General features: G+C 46.0%; 15 protein-coding genes. 4 read left to right on the top strand and 11 right to left on the bottom strand.

The annotated features are described in order from the left end of the window. Positions 1 to 68: 68 nt before the first annotated feature. The 9 genes from tatC to OW491_RS10720 all read right to left on the bottom strand — a co-directional run bounded on the left by tatC (position 69) and on the right by OW491_RS10720 (position 7171). Positions 69 to 854 (bottom strand): twin-arginine translocase subunit TatC, encoded by a 786-nt coding sequence (gene tatC, locus OW491_RS10760; protein WP_075174105.1) that lies wholly within the window; start codon positions 852 to 854, stop codon positions 69 to 71. After that, positions 851 to 1195: a Sec-independent protein translocase protein TatB gene (gene tatB, locus OW491_RS10755; RefSeq protein WP_075174104.1), complete on the bottom strand. Its 345-nt coding sequence runs from the start codon at positions 1193 to 1195 to the stop codon at positions 851 to 853. The genes tatC and tatB overlap by 4 nt, the downstream gene beginning before the upstream one ends. 14 nt (positions 1196 to 1209) lie before the next feature. Next, a complete protein-coding gene (gene tatA / locus OW491_RS10750) occupies positions 1210 to 1446 on the bottom strand; it encodes a Sec-independent protein translocase subunit TatA (protein WP_075174103.1) in 237 nt (78 codons plus the stop codon). 122 nt (positions 1447 to 1568) lie between these two features. Continuing rightward, a complete protein-coding gene (locus OW491_RS10745; RefSeq protein WP_075174102.1) occupies positions 1569 to 1895 on the bottom strand; it encodes a phosphoribosyl-ATP diphosphatase in 327 nt (108 codons plus the stop codon). A gap of 8 nt (positions 1896 to 1903) precedes the next feature. Then, on the bottom strand, positions 1904 to 2293 hold the full coding sequence (gene hisI / locus OW491_RS10740; protein ID WP_075174101.1) for a phosphoribosyl-AMP cyclohydrolase: 390 nt from the start codon (positions 2291 to 2293) through the stop codon (positions 1904 to 1906). 34 nt (positions 2294 to 2327) lie between these two features. Beyond that, on the bottom strand, positions 2328 to 3956 hold the full coding sequence (gene ubiB, locus OW491_RS10735) for a ubiquinone biosynthesis regulatory protein kinase UbiB (protein ID WP_075174100.1): 1629 nt from the start codon (positions 3954 to 3956) through the stop codon (positions 2328 to 2330). A 100-nt stretch (positions 3957 to 4056) separates the two neighbouring features. Beyond that, on the bottom strand, positions 4057 to 5637 hold the full coding sequence (locus OW491_RS10730; protein WP_290035946.1) for a GGDEF domain-containing protein: 1581 nt from the start codon (positions 5635 to 5637) through the stop codon (positions 4057 to 4059). A 161-nt stretch (positions 5638 to 5798) separates the two neighbouring features. Next, positions 5799 to 6431: a thiol:disulfide interchange protein DsbA/DsbL gene (locus OW491_RS10725; RefSeq protein ID WP_075174098.1), complete on the bottom strand. Its 633-nt coding sequence runs from the start codon at positions 6429 to 6431 to the stop codon at positions 5799 to 5801. 137 nt (positions 6432 to 6568) lie between these two features. Continuing rightward, positions 6569 to 7171: a c-type cytochrome gene (locus OW491_RS10720; RefSeq protein ID WP_290035945.1), complete on the bottom strand. Its 603-nt coding sequence runs from the start codon at positions 7169 to 7171 to the stop codon at positions 6569 to 6571. Positions 7172 to 7378: 207 nt separating this feature from the next. Here OW491_RS10720 and yihA point away from each other — a divergent pair, with 207 nt between their 5' ends. Continuing rightward, positions 7379 to 8035, top strand: a complete 657-nt coding sequence (yihA, locus tag OW491_RS10715) for a ribosome biogenesis GTP-binding protein YihA/YsxC (protein WP_075174096.1) — start codon at positions 7379 to 7381, stop codon at positions 8033 to 8035. A gap of 190 nt (positions 8036 to 8225) precedes the next feature. Here the strand turns inward: yihA and polA are convergent, their stop codons facing one another. Next, entirely contained in the window at positions 8226 to 11003 is a 2778-nt protein-coding gene (polA, locus tag OW491_RS10710) for a DNA polymerase I (RefSeq protein WP_290035943.1), read from the bottom strand. A gap of 100 nt (positions 11004 to 11103) precedes the next feature. Here polA and OW491_RS10705 point away from each other — a divergent pair, with 100 nt between their 5' ends. The 3 genes from OW491_RS10705 to uvrD all read left to right on the top strand — a co-directional run bounded on the left by OW491_RS10705 (position 11104) and on the right by uvrD (position 14680). Next, complete coding sequence (locus OW491_RS10705; protein ID WP_290035942.1) at positions 11104 to 11388, top strand: DUF2782 domain-containing protein; 285 nt, start codon at positions 11104 to 11106, stop codon at positions 11386 to 11388. A 14-nt stretch (positions 11389 to 11402) separates the two neighbouring features. Continuing rightward, positions 11403 to 12383, top strand: coding sequence for a homoserine kinase (locus OW491_RS10700; protein ID WP_075174093.1), 981 nt, complete (start codon positions 11403 to 11405; stop codon positions 12381 to 12383). Between the two features lie 86 nt (positions 12384 to 12469). Continuing rightward, a complete protein-coding gene (gene uvrD / locus OW491_RS10695; protein ID WP_290035941.1) occupies positions 12470 to 14680 on the top strand; it encodes a DNA helicase II in 2211 nt (736 codons plus the stop codon). Here uvrD and OW491_RS10690 read toward each other — a convergent pair. After that, entirely contained in the window at positions 14677 to 15417 is a 741-nt protein-coding gene (locus OW491_RS10690) for an endonuclease/exonuclease/phosphatase family protein (protein WP_290035940.1), read from the bottom strand. The two genes, uvrD and OW491_RS10690, sit on opposite strands and share 4 nt — an antisense overlap. Positions 15418 to 15587: the final 170 nt, after the last annotated feature.

The raw sequence follows: 15587 nt of genomic DNA, 5'->3' as shown, positions 1-15587 counted from the left end.
AAGGCCAAAAAATAAAGGCGCCTATGAAAGGCGCCTTATATTGATCAATTAACATACAACAAAGAGCATTAAAGCTGCGGTTTAACCGATTCCTCGTCTATTTCTTCATCATTGGACTTAACAAACACTCGAGCCAAAATCAGACCAAGCTCAAACAGCAACCACATAGGCAAGGCTAATAAGCTTTGAGAAATAATATCTGGAGGCGTTAGCAACATACCTACGACGAAACAGCACACTATGACATAAGCGCGCTTACCGGAGAGGTCTTTTACGGTTGTTGCTCCTGTCCATATAAGCAGCAGCGTAGCTATTGGTATTTCAAAAACAATACCGAAGGCAAAAAACAGTTTAAGCACGAAGTTTAAATAGCTACTTATGTCTGTCATTACAGCAACGTTTTCTGGACCTACGCTGGTAAAGAAGCCAAATAGAATAGGAAAGACCACATAATAGGCAAACGCAATGCCGGCATAGAACAGGAAGATGCTCGACGCCAGTACAGGTACAGCCAGACGCTTTTCATGCTGATATAGCCCTGGCGCAATAAAAGCCCACATTTGATGAAGTATAAAAGGCATAGCCAAGAATAACGCCAACACTAAGGTCAATTTAAACGGCGCAAAAAACGGAGAGGTTACATCCGTTGCAATCATGCTTGTACCTGGAGGCAACAAGGCCGTTAACGGTGCCGACAGGTATTCATATAAATCATTTGCGAAATAGAATAAGCAAAGGAAGATCAGCAAGATAATTCCAAGAGCCCACATTAATCGCTGGCGCAGCTCAACAAGATGCGACACTAATGTCTGCTCTTGCTCCTGATCGTCCATAGTATTATTTGTTTTGTTCATCCGTTGGATTTTTCCGATTGCTCAGAAGGAGGTTCGGGAGTTGCTTTTGTGTTTTCAGGTGCTTTTGTTGCTGTTTGAATATCATTAGATGCATCACTAAACGGCTGACGCATCTCGTTCAATTCTTTATCCAACTTTTCTTTTTCAATAGCCGATGTGCGACGCAGCTCTTCCATGCGTAACTCTTCAGATATCTCTCGCTGGATTCCACCTATGGTGCGTTTGGCACGCCCTACCCACAAACCAAGTGTACGAACCGCCGTAGGAAGTTTTTCAGGGCCAAGCACCACGAGAGCAACCGCAGCAATGACCAACAACTCGGCAAAGCCAATATCAAACATAGTGCGATACCAGCTTATTTTTGTTCAGGAGTGCTTTCTTGCTTCGTTGCTGGCTGTTCTGGTGCAAAGTCAGCATCTTTTTTCTCAATTGATTTATCGCTTTCGGGTTCTTCTTTCATGGCTTTTTTAAAGCCTTTTATTGCCCCGCCAAGATCACCACCAATGTTGCGCAATTTTTTAGTACCGAACAACAACACAATGATGCCAAGAACGATCACTAACTGCCAAATGCTAATTCCACCGAAACCCATGAACCACCTCTTACATTAAATTCTTCGCGTATCGCCTATTTAATCTTACGATACTTATTTATACAGAAAAGTGCTAAATAAAAAACTAGAAAATTCTAGACTAAACAATTAGCTATCTAAAATCAGTTACGCGATGCTTTTTCGTCTAGGCCCGACAACCCAAAACGGCGCGCCAACTCTTCCAATACCGCTTCCGGTTTTTCGCCCAAGTGAGATAACATGACCAAACTGTGAAACCACAAATCAGCGGTTTCATATATTACATCAGAGTTATCTCCCGAAGCCTGAGCGTCTTTAGCGGCAATTACAGTTTCAAATGACTCTTCTCCTACTTTCTCAAGTATCTTGTTGAGCCCTTTGGCATGCAAACTTGCTACGTAAGAGCTATCCGCTTCTGCCTGCTTGCGCGCCTCTAGAACCTTGCTAAGCTCAGCTAATACATCACTCATATCACAACCTATTTGTTATATATACTATTGGGGTCTTTGAGCACTGGATCTACGGGCTTCCATTCACCTTCGCTAAAGACGCTGTAGAAGCAACTTTCGCGCCCGGTATGGCATGCAATTCCGCCTTTCTGTTCTACCTTCATCAAAATTACATCGTTATCGCAATCTAAACGAAGTTCATGTAACGCCTGAATATGCCCAGACTCCTCCCCTTTGCGCCATAGTTTAGCGCGTGAACGTGACCAATATATGGCACGCTGCTCCTGTGCTGTTAGCTTTAGCGCTTCTTTATTCATCCACGCCATCATTAAAACTTTGCCACTTTGATAATCTTGCGCGATAGCAGGAACTAAACCGTTCTCATCCCACTTCACTTGTTCCAGCCATTTTTCATTCATAATTTTTACTTTACGCTTTAATTAATACACTAAATTACTGTACCAGCAGGAATGCCGCTGCCCCCGCCAAAACCCAGCCAATCAGCCCGACCTCTTCTAGCCACATATGCGACGGCTCGTGACCAAACCATAACGCTGATACACCTAAGACCGCAGCGAGCAGGTAACGGCGTCGCCGTTTTTGGGATTCGACTTCACGCTTTTCTTGCTCCGCTTCGTAAAACAGTTGCGCCGCATGCTGCTGAGTTTTGAGCTGAGATAGCGTGTCGAATACCAACTGGGGCATTTGAGGCATTTTATCTAGCCAGTCGGGAGCTTGCTGCTTGATCGTCTGATAAGCAGCTTTAGGACCCACTCTATCTTTCATCCAACGTTCAAGAAAAGGCTTACCGGTCTGCCAAAGGTCCAAGTCGGGATACAATTGCCGCCCCAGACCTTCGATATTAAGCAAGGTTTTTTGCAGAAGCACCAATTGCGGCTGTACTTCCATATTAAAGCGGCGCGCTGTTTGAAATAGCCCCAACAAAACTTGCCCAAACGAGATGTCTTTTAACGGCTTATTAAATATTGGCTCACAGACACTGCGAATAGCTGTTTCAAAGGCAGTAACATTAGTATTGGCTGGCACCCACCCAGAATCGATATGCAACTGTGCTACTTGACGATAGTCCCGCGTAAAAAATGCAAGGAAATTACGCGCTAAATATCCTTGATCTTCGGCGGTAAGCGACCCAATAATGCCGAAATCTATTGCTATGTATTTCGGGTTACTAGGGTTATCACGAGAGACGAAAATATTACCTGGATGCATATCCGCATGGAAAAAGCTGTCACGGAACACTTGCGAGAAAAAGATTTCAACGCCCCGCTCCGCCAATAATTTAAGGTCCGTGCCCTGCGCAATTAATTGATCAATCTCGGCGACGGGTATGCCTTGAATTCGCTCCATCACCAATACATGCTGACGAGTCAGGTCCCAATAAATTTCTGGAACATAAAGCAGCTGCGATCCTTCAAAGTTACGCCGCAACTGCGAGCCATTGGCTGCTTCTTTACGCAGATCTAGCTCATCTAATAACGTTTGTTCGTATTCGGATACCACCTCAACAGGACGTAGACGACGTCCTTCATGCCATGCACGCTGAATAAGGTGAGCAAGGGTGTACAACAAAGCCACATCTTTTTCGATCGTACGGCTTATGCCAGGACGGATAACTTTAACAACGACTTCACTGCCATCATTTAGTACAGCACTGTGTACCTGTGCTACCGAGGCCGACGCTAGAGGCTCAACATCAAATTTTGCGAACAGCTGGGTTACAGACTTCCCTAACGCTTTTTCAATAATGGTTTGTGCCTGATCGCCGGGGAACGGGGGCACATTATCCTGTAACCGCTTCAATTCATTCGCAATATCGTCAGGTAGCAAATCACGCCGTGTTGAAAGCATTTGCCCAAATTTAATAAATACAGGACCTAACGATTCAAGAGCCAGACGTAACCGCACACCGCGAGGCTGCTCGGCTTTAATGAAATAGCGCCATACCATAAGGTACAGAAGCACTCGCAAATACCAAGGCAAGTGCAACTCTTCGAAAAAAGTATCTAATCGATAACGAATAAAGGTATAAGCGATTTTTAAGCTACGAGAAAGGCGTCGCACCAGTGTCATCCTTTGAAGCGGTCTATTAAGCGGTCACAAGTGTGCCCTTTACCGACAACAAGGTAAAGTCTCAGCTGCCATACAGAACTGTAAACACGGCTCAGCCTTGTCGAACACAGTTACGGCCGCCACCTTTTGCCCGATATAAAGCGGCATCTGCACGCTCAAATAGCTGATCTAATGTATCGCCTGTTTTTGTTTCTGCCACCCCAAATGACATGGTGATCTGTACGGGTTCGCCGTGAAAATTAAAAGGACTGTTACAGACGGATGCTCGGAGTTTATCTATTGCTCCAGTGGCATCACTAATCGAAGTGGCTGGCAGCAAAATAATAAATTCCTCACCGCCATAACGTGCGATAAAGTCTGCTGCACGTAACGTTTTCGATAAAACACGCGACACAAGCCGTAGTACTTTATCACCCACTAGATGACCATAATTATCATTGATACTTTTAAAGTGATCTAGGTCGCCTATCGCTATAGAGAAGCCTTGCTGATAACGGCTCCAGCGCTCAAACTCTTTTTTGAGGTGATCATCATATGCAGCGCGATTAGGCAAGCCTGTCAGGGAGTCCGTTCGGGCTTTCATCCGCTCTTCTTCCATGTGCGCTTTTACGCGTCTCGACTCCTCCTCCATCGATTGCATCTGTTGCATCAACTCGTCATGGCGCTGCTGAGATCTAGACTCCCTCTCTTCTTCAGATTTGCGAAACTCGTCCATCGCAAAAACGATACCATCTAATTGGGAAGCCACCGTTACTTTCAAATCATCCAAACTAGTAGACTGATTTACCGCTGTATGAATATTACTGACTTCCTGCCTTACTTGGCTATCTAACGCTTTTTGAGCCTTTCCACTGATGCTCTGATCACTTTGGCTCTCACTTAAAAAGCCCTGCACTGCAGCCAACTGAGAATTCAAGCTAATAAGGTATTGCTCAAAATCTTCATGCGCCGAACTCGTTGAAATTTGTACTAGCTCAATCAACTCAGCCAAAATAGAAACCAACTCGCCAAACGATAACTGAGTACGAATGCGCTTAATCAATAGGGCGACTCGCTGTTTATGGTCCGCCGATAAACTCAACGCATCCACCAGCTGAATTAGCTCACTAGCCACGGCCTCAAATTGACTATCAACCGATGCTTCATCTTTTACAACAACATTCTGTGACACATCCGCTGATAAGCTGTCAGCTAGAGGAGATACGACATGCGTAGCGCCGGGCTCTTGAAGGTGGCTCTCTTGCAAAGCTAGCAGAGATGATAAGTACTCAGGCACTTCATACCAATGATCAACAACTTCTGATGCTTTCCGTTCTAGGAGTAAAAAATCAGCATGCTGCTCCTCATCCGCTACCTTCTTTAGGGATAACAGCCACTGTTTAAGGAACACCAGCATCGATTTGGCTGTTTTTTCACGCTCTCGATCTAAGTACCGGACCTGTTTTTCAAGCTCAGCGATTGATTTACGATCAAGGGAATTTGACGCACTGGCTAGTGTTTGGCGAATATGGCTAAGGGCGCTATCTAGCGATTCAGACTGCCCCTGCAAGCCCAAAGTCATATGCGATATAATGAGTCGCATCTGCTCTTCAACTTGGCTGGACTCATACCGCTCGAGCTCTATTGCTGCTTCTTTATATTTATGCTTCCAGTCCGTCTGGTCTTTGCTCACTTGATACACCCCTGTTTTGAGCACTGCGTTCGAGTATTTATAGTAGGTTATAACTCAACCATCTACCACTAAACGACATGCGTAAAAAAACCGCCATGCGGCGGTTTTTATCGGCTAAATCACAGGAAAGGCGTGCTCAGCCTTAAATAATCCTCGCAGATTTACTCTTTTGCCATTGCGGCCTGTTCTTTAGCAACCAGAAAATCTACAACATCTAGCATGTTTGCTTGCCCACCAGCAGTGCCAGCAGTGACACGATACTTACCATTCACCACCATCGAAGGCACGCCATCAACCTGATAGCTGCGCACTTTAGAGTCACCTTGGTTTAGTTTCATATTGACTGCAAAAGAATTGTACGTTTTTTCAAACTTCTCTTTATCTACACCCAAAGAAGCATAAAAATCGGCCATAGCTTCTACAGAGTTTAGTCGCTTACGCTGAATATGGATGGCATCGAACATAGCTTGGTGCGTTTCATCCACTTTATCGAGCAACTCGGCAGTATAGTACGCACGAGCTGGTGCTTCCCAGCTACGACCAAAAACGACAGGCACTCGCTGGAAGTTAATATCATCTTGCTTTTTTTCCCATGTAGATAGCAGCGGCTCAAAGCTATTACAGTGCGGGCATGGGTAACCAAACATCTCTGTGACTTCAACCCGGGTCGGATCTGAAGTTTTTACAGCGGTAGGCAGTTCTATGTAATCTTTTCCTGCCACGTAGTCGGCAGCATGCGCCGTCGAAAACGCTAATCCAATTGCCAGTGCGGCTGATGCCAATGACTTCAACATAGGTGTAACTCTCCATCCATCTGTAATACGAAATAATTAGATGGTGTGACAGTAGCAAGTTTGCACAGTTCCGTCACGAGCCTATATAAAAAAGGCAGCCCGAGGCTGCCTTAATTTACAAACGAATCAACCGCCAATTAATACAGGCCTTGCAAATAACTAGACACGGCCTTCATTTCGGTATCATTTAGTTTAGCCGCAATGTCACGCATCATAGATTGCGGATCGTTATTACGTGCACCCGCACGAAAATCTTTTAGCTGCTTCTCGCTGTATGCCGCATGCTGTCCACTCAAAGCAGGGTACCCTGCAGCGTTCATACCTTGACCATTAGGCAAGTGACATGCCGTGCAAGCTGGCACACCTTTAGCTGACAAACCTGCCCGGTAAATTTGCTGCCCCAGCTCTAACTGATCTTTGGCAACTTGGCCACCTTGTACCTTTTTAGATGCAAAGTAAGCCGCTATATCTTCAAGATCCTGTTCGGTGAGGCTATCTAAGAGGCCCGTCATTTCAACAATAGGTCGTGCGCCGCTTTTAATATCTTTAAGCTGCTTCACCAAATACGTTTCATTCTGACCAGCCAGTTTTGGGAAGCTGCCAATGGCACTGTTACCATCAGCGTTATGACACGCCGCACAAACAGCTGTTTTCCCTTGCCCTGCAGCCGCGTCTCCCGCTGCATTAGCCAGACCTGTAATTCCCATTGTTAATAACAAGCTGATCAGTATTTTATTCATAGTTAACTTAGACTCTTGTCATTCATTGTTTTTAATAAAAGCAGCTAAATGGTTCATGGCCATTTAATCTTACTAATAATCTTTATTACGCCCAGCTACTAGAGACTCTCTCTGTTACCGAGTAAAATTTGGCCAGATTATAACTTAATAACCACACAAACTGGAACGGTAAATGTGGTTCCACTATAGTGCGGTAACCTAAAGTCTATGCCCGAAGTCAATAAAATTCATTTTAATTCCGCTGAGTTTCTCATTAGCGCCAACAAACTCAATCAGTGCCCAGAAGATTCTGGAGCAGAAGTCGCGTTTGCTGGCCGCTCGAATGCCGGAAAATCCAGCGCGATAAACGCGCTTACGAATAACTCGAAGCTAGCACGCACCTCAAAAACACCGGGGCGAACTCAGCTGATTAATTTTTTCCAGCTCAACCAGCCCGATTTACGCCTAGTCGATCTACCAGGTTATGGCTATGCCAAAGTCCCTGTCTCCATGAAAGAGCACTGGCAAAAACATTTAGATCAGTACCTTCAAGAGCGTATGTCATTGCGAGGCGTAGTATTAGTCATGGACATTCGCCACCCTATGAAAGAGTTTGATGAGATGATGGTGCGCTGGTGCCAGTCCACGCAAATCCCTCTACATGTGTTACTGACTAAATCAGATAAGCTTAAGCGTGGTCCAGCCCAAGCAGCAATGTTGAGCCTTCGCAAAGGGTTAAAAGAGCGCCTTGGCGATAAAGTAACGGTGCAGACTTTTTCTTCACTGAAAAGAGATGGCGTTGAGACACTGAGCCAACAACTTTCAGAGTGGCTCTCTTCGGAGACAGATGAGGAATTTTCGACCCAAAATGGTGCCGACGAGTAAAAACAGTAGATAAAAATAAGCTCCAGACAAACTCAGAAGGGGGTTGAGTTTTATCTGGAGCTAAGGCGTCCTCTGCACACACACCCAGTGAACAACTACTGGAAGGGGAACTCAGGGTGGTGTCTCTATTCCGACACTCCATATTTTTAATTAGTTCCCACATTGATCAAAATTTTTACAAATTATTTAATTAATGCGCTTGATCCCAGTTTTCACCCTGCCCAGCCTCAACAATAAGTGGAACCTTTAGTGTGGCAGCCTTCTGCATTTTTTCCACTACCGCTTGCTTAAATTGCTCGACCTGCTCGGTTTTCACCTCGAACACTAATTCATCATGCACCTGCATGATCATACGGGCATCATATTCACCATCTTGCAGCCAACGATCAACTTGCACCATTGCGCGCTTAATAATATCGGCTGCCGAGCCCTGCATCGGCGCATTAATCGCTGTGCGCTCCGCCGCTTGGCGTGCAATGGCATTGCTAGCATTAATAGCCGGCAAGTAGAGGCGACGCCCAAAAACGGTTTCAACATAGCCCTGCGCTTTGGCTTGCTCGCGCGTCTCTTCCATATAATTTTGAACACCTGGATACGTAGCGAAGTAGTATTCGATATATTCTTTCGCTTCATTACGGCCAATACCCAGCTGCTTTGCCAAACCAAAAGCTGACATGCCATAAATCAAACCAAAATTGATCGCTTTGGCGCTTCGGCGTTGATCAATGGTGACCTCCTCAATGGGAGTATTAAAAACTTGGGATGCTGTTGCTTTGTGAACATCTTCACCATGAGAGAACGCGCTCAACAACCCAGCATCGTCAGACAAGTGCGCCATAATACGCAGTTCGATTTGCGAATAGTCTGCCGCTACTATCTGATAACCTTCTGGTGCAACAAATGCCTGACGTATACGACGCCCTTCTGCTGAGCGAATCGGGATATTCTGCAGGTTTGGATCCGTTGATGAAAGGCGACCTGTTGCCGTAATCGCTTGATGATAGGATGTATGAATACGTCCAGTGGCCCCATTAATCATGAGAGGCAACTTGTCGGTATATGTCGACTTGAGCTTGCTTAAACTACGATGCTCAAGCAACAATTTGGGAAGCGGATAGTCGAGTGCTAGTTCTTGCAGCACCTCTTCTGCGGTTGATGGAACGCCCTTAGGTGTCTTCTTTTTGACCGGTAGCTGCATTTTTTCAAAAAGCACTTCTTGAAGCTGCTTTGTGGATGCCAAATTAAACGGCCCTCCAGCCATTTCATGGGCTTGAGCTTCCAGCTCCTTTAAACGCTCGTCAATCTCAATACTTTGTTTACCCAGTAATGTGGCGTCAACATAGGCACCATTACGCTCAACTTTGGATAACACACTGATCAGCGGTTTTTCAATATCATCAAACACGCTTGCCAGCTTACCTGTCGCCTCTAACTGCGGGCGTAACGCTTGATGTAAACGCAACGTGATGTCTGCATCTTCGGCGGCATACGGCCCAGCCTGTTCTAAATCTATTTGGTTAAAGGTGAGTTGTTTCTTCCCTTTACCGGCAATGTCTTCAAACGATACGGTGCTACCCCCTAAGTATTTCTCTGCCAAACTCCCCATATCATGGCGTGTAGCCGTTGAGTTGAGCACATAGGACTCCAGCATGGTATCAAACTCAACACCTTGTAGATGAATGTCATAACGAGCCAAAACATTCATATCATATTTAATGTGCTGTCCTACTTTTTTCAGGTCCGCATTTTCGAGCAGCGGCTTTAGCTGCGCTAAAACACTATCGCGGTCCAATTGGTCAGGGGCACCAACATAATCATGTGCTACGGGCACATAAGCCGCTTCTCCTGCTGTGATCGCAAACGATACGCCAACTAAGTTAGCAATCATGTAATCTAGATTGTCTGTTTCCGTATCAAAGGCGAACAAATCAGAATCAGCGAGTCGCTCCAGCCACTCGTCCAAACGGGCTTGGTCTGTTATGACTTCGTAATTCAAAACCGCAGGAGCAACAGGTGCTGCCGGCTCACCAGCCTCTGCGGGAGTTGCAGAGGTGGCTCCTGAGTTAAGACCGGGTGCTGTACCACCCTCTTCTATTTCACGCACCCAACTCTTAAACTCAAATTGTTTAAATAATGCGAGTAATTTCTCATTATCAGGTGCAGGATGCTTAATATCCTCCAAAGTAAAATCCAATGGCACATCAAGCTTTATGGTAGCTAGCAGATAAGATAGATCAGCAGCCTCGCGGTTTTCTTCTAGCTTTTTCGCCATGGTTTTGGATCCGCGAAAAGACAGATCAGCAATTTTATCGAGGTTCTCATAGATCTCCTTGATACTGCCAATGCCTTGCAGCAGCGCCAATGCGGTTTTTTCACCTACACCGGGTACGCCTGGGATGTTATCGACCTTATCGCCCATCAATGCTAAAAAGTCGATGATCAAATGCGGCGGTATTCCAAACTTTTCTTCTACGCCGGCAACATCCATCACCGTATTATTCATGGTGTTAATCAAGGTTACATGCTCATTTACCAATTGAGCCATGTCTTTATCGCCTGTCGAAATAAGCGTTTCGCAGCCTTGCTCCGTTGCCATCATGGCCATGGTGCCAATGACATCATCGGCTTCTACATTGTCTTCGACAATGAGCGGCAGTCCCATTGCTCGAATAATGTCGTGGATAGGCTCCACTTGAACACGCAGATCATCAGGCATCGATGGCCGTTGCGCTTTATACTCAGCAAAAATTTCATCACGAAACGTTTTGCCTTTCGCATCAAACACAACGGCGATTCGACTTTTGGGGTATTGGTTAATCAAACTACGTAACATGGAGGTAACGACACGCACAGCGCCACTAGGAACGCCATCACTGGTACGAAGATCCGCCTGCTGTGAGGCAAAAAATGCACGGTATAAATAAGAAGAGCCGTCGACTAAAATAAGCGGTGAGGGTTGCTGGGTCATTCGAAATCCGTCTGTTATGTTATCCGGGTGCTTTACACGCTATCGGTACAGGCTCACAATCATAGACAATTAGCGCCTGCCAACCAATGAGAAAGGGACAATGATCAAATATTTAATACTGGCATTATCATTAAGTGTTGCAACTATTACGTCAGCTAACGAATTACCTGGGGCGCCAGAAGGCGGTGAACCAGACATCCGCATTACGTACAAAGATGAAAGCACCTATTACGAATATCGCGTTAATGGCATCCTAAAAGAGATTAAAGTAGTACCCTCGGTAGGTAAGCCCTACTACCTAGTCCCTGCTAAGCAAGGGGGCGGAATGCAGCGCGTGGATAAATCAACGCTCCTAACTCCTAAATGGGTTATTTTTAGCTGGTAAGAGTTGGACAACACGTGGCTGTATATACGCAATTAAGTCAGCAAGATTTCACCCAATTATTGGGACAGTTTCCTTTGGGCACACTTGTGCGCTTCAAAGGCATTGACGGTGGTATCGAAAACACGAACTATTTCGTCACACTGAGCAAAGACGGAAACGAAGCGGAGTATGTACTCACTCTCTTCGAAGAGTTCACTATGGAAGACATGCCTTTCTTTGTTGAGCTAACCACTTGGTTAGCCGAACGAGGCATTGCACTCCCCTCTCCGTTCAAAGATAAACATGGCATCGCCCTTAAGAAAATTCATAATCGCCCCGCTTTGCTACAGCCTAAATTTGAAGGCTCGCACGTTGCTAAAGCTGATCTGACCCCAGCGCACTGCGCCTCTATTGGTGCGCATTTAGCTCGCTTTCATGTGGCAGGAGAAAACTTCTATCTGCGTCGCCAAGCACATCGTGGTGTTTTCTGGTGGCGCCGAGAAAGTCAGAACATCGCTCGCTTCCTCACCGAGGAAGACAATGCACTACTAAAAAGTGAAGTAGCGCTATTTGATGAGCTGCGAGAGCAACCTTGGGGGTTACCTATGGGCGTCGTGCATGGCGATCTGTTTCACGATAACGCCTTGTTCATCGGCGATGAAGTATCCGCCATCTTAGATGTTTACAATGCGGCCACCGCTTTTTTACTCTTTGATTTGGCGATTGTTGCAAACGACTGGTGTACTCGCGCCGACGGCAGCGTAGATCCCGAGCGGGAGTCAGCGCTGTTAGCCGCTTACAATCGTGAACGGCCATTTACCGACAACGAACATAAAGCATGGCCACAACTCACACGCACAGCCGCTATGCGCTTTTGGCTATCACGTCTGATCCCTGCCTGCGGTATTGAGCAAGCCAACCGACAAGGAGGCAGTGATATGGTACTAAAAGACCCTGACGAGCTTAAACGTATCCTGCTATATCGTATTGCGAACCCATCACAACTGCCCGGTTAAACCGGGCGGTTTGCTTTATAATCGCCTCTTATTTGTAAACTTCGATACAACTTAACTCACGACTAATAGAAGAAAGTACTGATCTAATGGATGTAACTGCAATTATCGACGGACTCAACGATGCACAACGCAGCGCCGTCACTGCACCTGTACAAAACCTACTGGTGCTTGCTGGCGCAGGCTCAGGTAAAACGCGTGTATTGGTGCACCGTATCGCTTGGCTGGTACAAACCGAAAATATATCGCCTTACTCCATCATGTCGGTTACCTTCACCAACAAAGCAGCGCGTGAAATGCGCGGTCGTATCGAAGAATTATTAGGCGTAAACCCCGGTGGTATGTGGGTCGGTACTTTCCACGGATTAGCTCATCGAATTTTACGTGCCCACTGGCGCGAAGCGCAGCTCAACGAAAACTTTCAGATTATGGACTCAGACGACCAGCTACGCCTGATCAAACGTCTCTGCAAAGAAATGCAGCTCGATGATACTCGCTGGCCCGCTCGCCAGTTTCAATGGTACATCAATGGTCAAAAAGACGAAGGGCTGCGTAGCCGCCATATCGAACGTACGAATGACGTTTTCGATAAGACCATGATTCGAATGTACGAAGCCTACGAAGACGCTTGCGACCGCGGAGGTATGATCGACTTTGGCGAGTTACTCTTACGCTGCCTTGAACTGCTACGCGACCATAACCCTAAGCTCTTAGCCCATTACCAAGAACGCTTTCGCTACATCTTGGTCGATGAGTTTCAAGACACCAACGCGATTCAATACGCATGGCTTCGCTTACTCACCGGTCACGAACGCAAACTCATGGCTGTCGGTGATGACGACCAATCCATCTATGGCTGGCGCGGCGCACGTATCGAGAACATTCAAAACCTCCCGGAGCACTTCCCGGGGGCAGACACCATCCGACTTGAGCAAAACTATCGCTCTACCAACACCATTCTACAAGCAGCCAACGCTGTCATTGCCAATAACCGAGGCCGTTTAGGCAAACAGCTTTGGACAGAAGGTGCCGATGGAAAAAAGATATCACTCTACGCGGCCTTTAATGAGCAAGACGAATCACGCTTCATTGTTGGTCAAATTCAAAAATGGGTGGATGAAGGAGGGTTGCGTAGCGAATCAGCCATCCTTTACCGCTCCAACGCACAATCCCGCGTATTGGAAGAAGCATTAATCCGTTCAGGCGTGCCTTATCGGATTTATGGAGGCCATCGTTTTTACGATCGTCTAGAAATTAAAAACGCTCTGGCTTACTTACGCTTAGTATCAAACCGCGAAGACGATACAGCTATGGAGCGCGTGATCAACGTTCCCACACGCGGAATTGGCACACGCACCATCGATGTTGTCCGTGAACACGCTCGCGCTGAAAATGTATCAATGTGGCGCGCTGCGAACGAAGTTGTCGAGTATAAAAAACTACCTGCGCGTGCACTCAACGCCCTGCAAAGTTTTTTAAACTTAATCAACCAAATCGACACAGAAACCACAGGCACTACACTCAACGAAATTACCGACCACGCTATACAGCTCAGCGGTTTAATTGAGCACCACGCAAAAGAAAAAGGCGAGAAAGGCCAATCCCGCGTCGAAAACTTGGAAGAGCTAGTTAACGCCGCTAAGCAGTTCAGCGGCCAATGGGAAGCCACCCCAGAAGAAGCTAACGTCAGCGAACTCTCCGCCTTCCTCGACCAAGCCGCTCTTGATGCAGGCGACGCGCAAGCTGACACCAACCAAGACAGCGTACAATTAATGACCTTGCACTCAGCTAAAGGCTTAGAGTTCCCGCTCGTCTTCTTGGCTGGCGTGGAAGAAGGCCTTTTTCCACACAGCATGTCTGCCGAAGAACCCGGCCGCATGGAAGAAGAACGCCGCCTCTGCTACGTCGGCATTACACGTGCGATGAAAAAACTATTCATCACCTATGCCGAATCACGCCGCATGCATGGCCAAGACAACTTCAACCGACCATCGCGCTTTATCCAAGAAATCCCTGCTGAATTTATCGAAGAAGTCCGCCTCAACGCCACCGTCAACCGCCCCATGAGCCAAGGTCGCCCCAGCTACGGACAACGTGATAACAGCATGTTTAACAACGTCCAAGTAGACGACAGCACACCCAAAATTTACTTGGGCCAACGCGTCAAACATCCCATCTTCGGCGAGGGTATTGTCCTCAACTGCGAAGGCGATGGCCCCAAAGCCCGCGTTCAAGTCAACTTTGACGACGAAGGCAGTAAGTGGCTGGTATTGGGATTTGCTAAATTAGAGGCGGTTTAAACCCTAAAGTCAGTGATCAGCGGCATGTGATCACTGATGGATAACCACTGAGATGCTGAACCTATTGCGGTTTTTGAAGTAGCCAGCATCTCATTAGATAAGAAGGTATAATCAATATGATACGGCTTTGTTAATTTTCTATAGTGGTAGTATGTGTGTTCAAGTTCACTCCCATAATCTTCTTTATGAAAATGATGGTAAGCACTTCCCATCTTTAATTTTGAAAACTCTTGAACTACATCACTGTGATTCCACCAGCGATCTTTCTTATCCCAACACACATTACTATTAAAATCGCCACAGAATATTGCTTTTAATCCATTTAGCTGGTTTTTAACCATCTGCAGGTAAAGCCAAAGTTGGCCTATATAACTAAATGTTGAAAATTGACCTTCTTTAGTCCAAATTCCAACTAACGTTATATCATCATTCACTAAACACGGAAGAAACAACTTTAAATCCGTCAAATGAAAAGTAAGATTGCTCGTGCTTGATGGCTGAAAAGCTCCCGTCCAATATAGAGGGGTCAATTTAGCTCCTTTTCTTGAAAAAATTCCTATCCCTTTGTTTTTATTTTCACCAATCCATAGATAATGACCGGCCCACGCTTTGTATCCTTTTGTTGATCTATTCGGATCTTCACATTCTTGTATAACTAAGATATCTGCTTGCAAAGAATCAGCAGCATCAAGCTTTTTCCGCAACGCTCCGCTGCAATTCCACGTAACTATCCTCAAAATATATCCTTATACTTTATAAAAGAAGGTCTTAACCCTACCAATCATGATAAATCCAATATACGCCGAGTCACGCCTCAAAAAAATCCTAAGAAACGCCGAATTAACGCAATAATTTACTGCCTTTTACATACTATAATAGTGCGATAGACCACAGATTATACAAAGGG

The organism is Neptunomonas sp. CHC150 (assembly GCF_030397555.1).
In the GTDB taxonomy this organism is placed as follows: Bacteria; Pseudomonadota; Gammaproteobacteria; order Pseudomonadales; family Balneatricaceae; genus Neptunomonas; species Neptunomonas phycophila.
This window is presented reverse-complemented; position numbering and strand designations above follow the sequence as displayed.

Bases quoted from the DNA above. Each gene is read 5' to 3' on its own strand.
- OW491_RS10720 (WP_290035945.1), bottom strand. From the start codon at position 7,171: ATGAATAAAATACTGATCAGCTTGTTATTAACAATGGGAATTACAGGT.
- yihA (WP_075174096.1), top strand. From the start codon at position 7,379: ATGCCCGAAGTCAATAAAATTCATTTTAATTCCGCTGAGTTTCTCATT.
- tatB (WP_075174104.1), bottom strand. From the start codon at position 1,195: ATGTTTGATATTGGCTTTGCCGAGTTGTTGGTCATTGCTGCGGTTGCT.
- uvrD (WP_290035941.1), top strand. From the start codon at position 12,470: ATGGATGTAACTGCAATTATCGACGGACTCAACGATGCACAACGCAGC.
- polA (WP_290035943.1), bottom strand. From the start codon at position 11,003: ATGACCCAGCAACCCTCACCGCTTATTTTAGTCGACGGCTCTTCTTAT.
- tatA (WP_075174103.1), bottom strand. From the start codon at position 1,446: ATGGGTTTCGGTGGAATTAGCATTTGGCAGTTAGTGATCGTTCTTGGC.
- OW491_RS10705 (WP_290035942.1), top strand. From the start codon at position 11,104: ATGATCAAATATTTAATACTGGCATTATCATTAAGTGTTGCAACTATT.
- hisI (WP_075174101.1), bottom strand. From the start codon at position 2,293: ATGAATGAAAAATGGCTGGAACAAGTGAAGTGGGATGAGAACGGTTTA.
- OW491_RS10725 (WP_075174098.1), bottom strand. From the start codon at position 6,431: ATGTTGAAGTCATTGGCATCAGCCGCACTGGCAATTGGATTAGCGTTT.
- tatC (WP_075174105.1), bottom strand. From the start codon at position 854: ATGAACAAAACAAATAATACTATGGACGATCAGGAGCAAGAGCAGACA.
- OW491_RS10745 (WP_075174102.1), bottom strand. From the start codon at position 1,895: ATGAGTGATGTATTAGCTGAGCTTAGCAAGGTTCTAGAGGCGCGCAAG.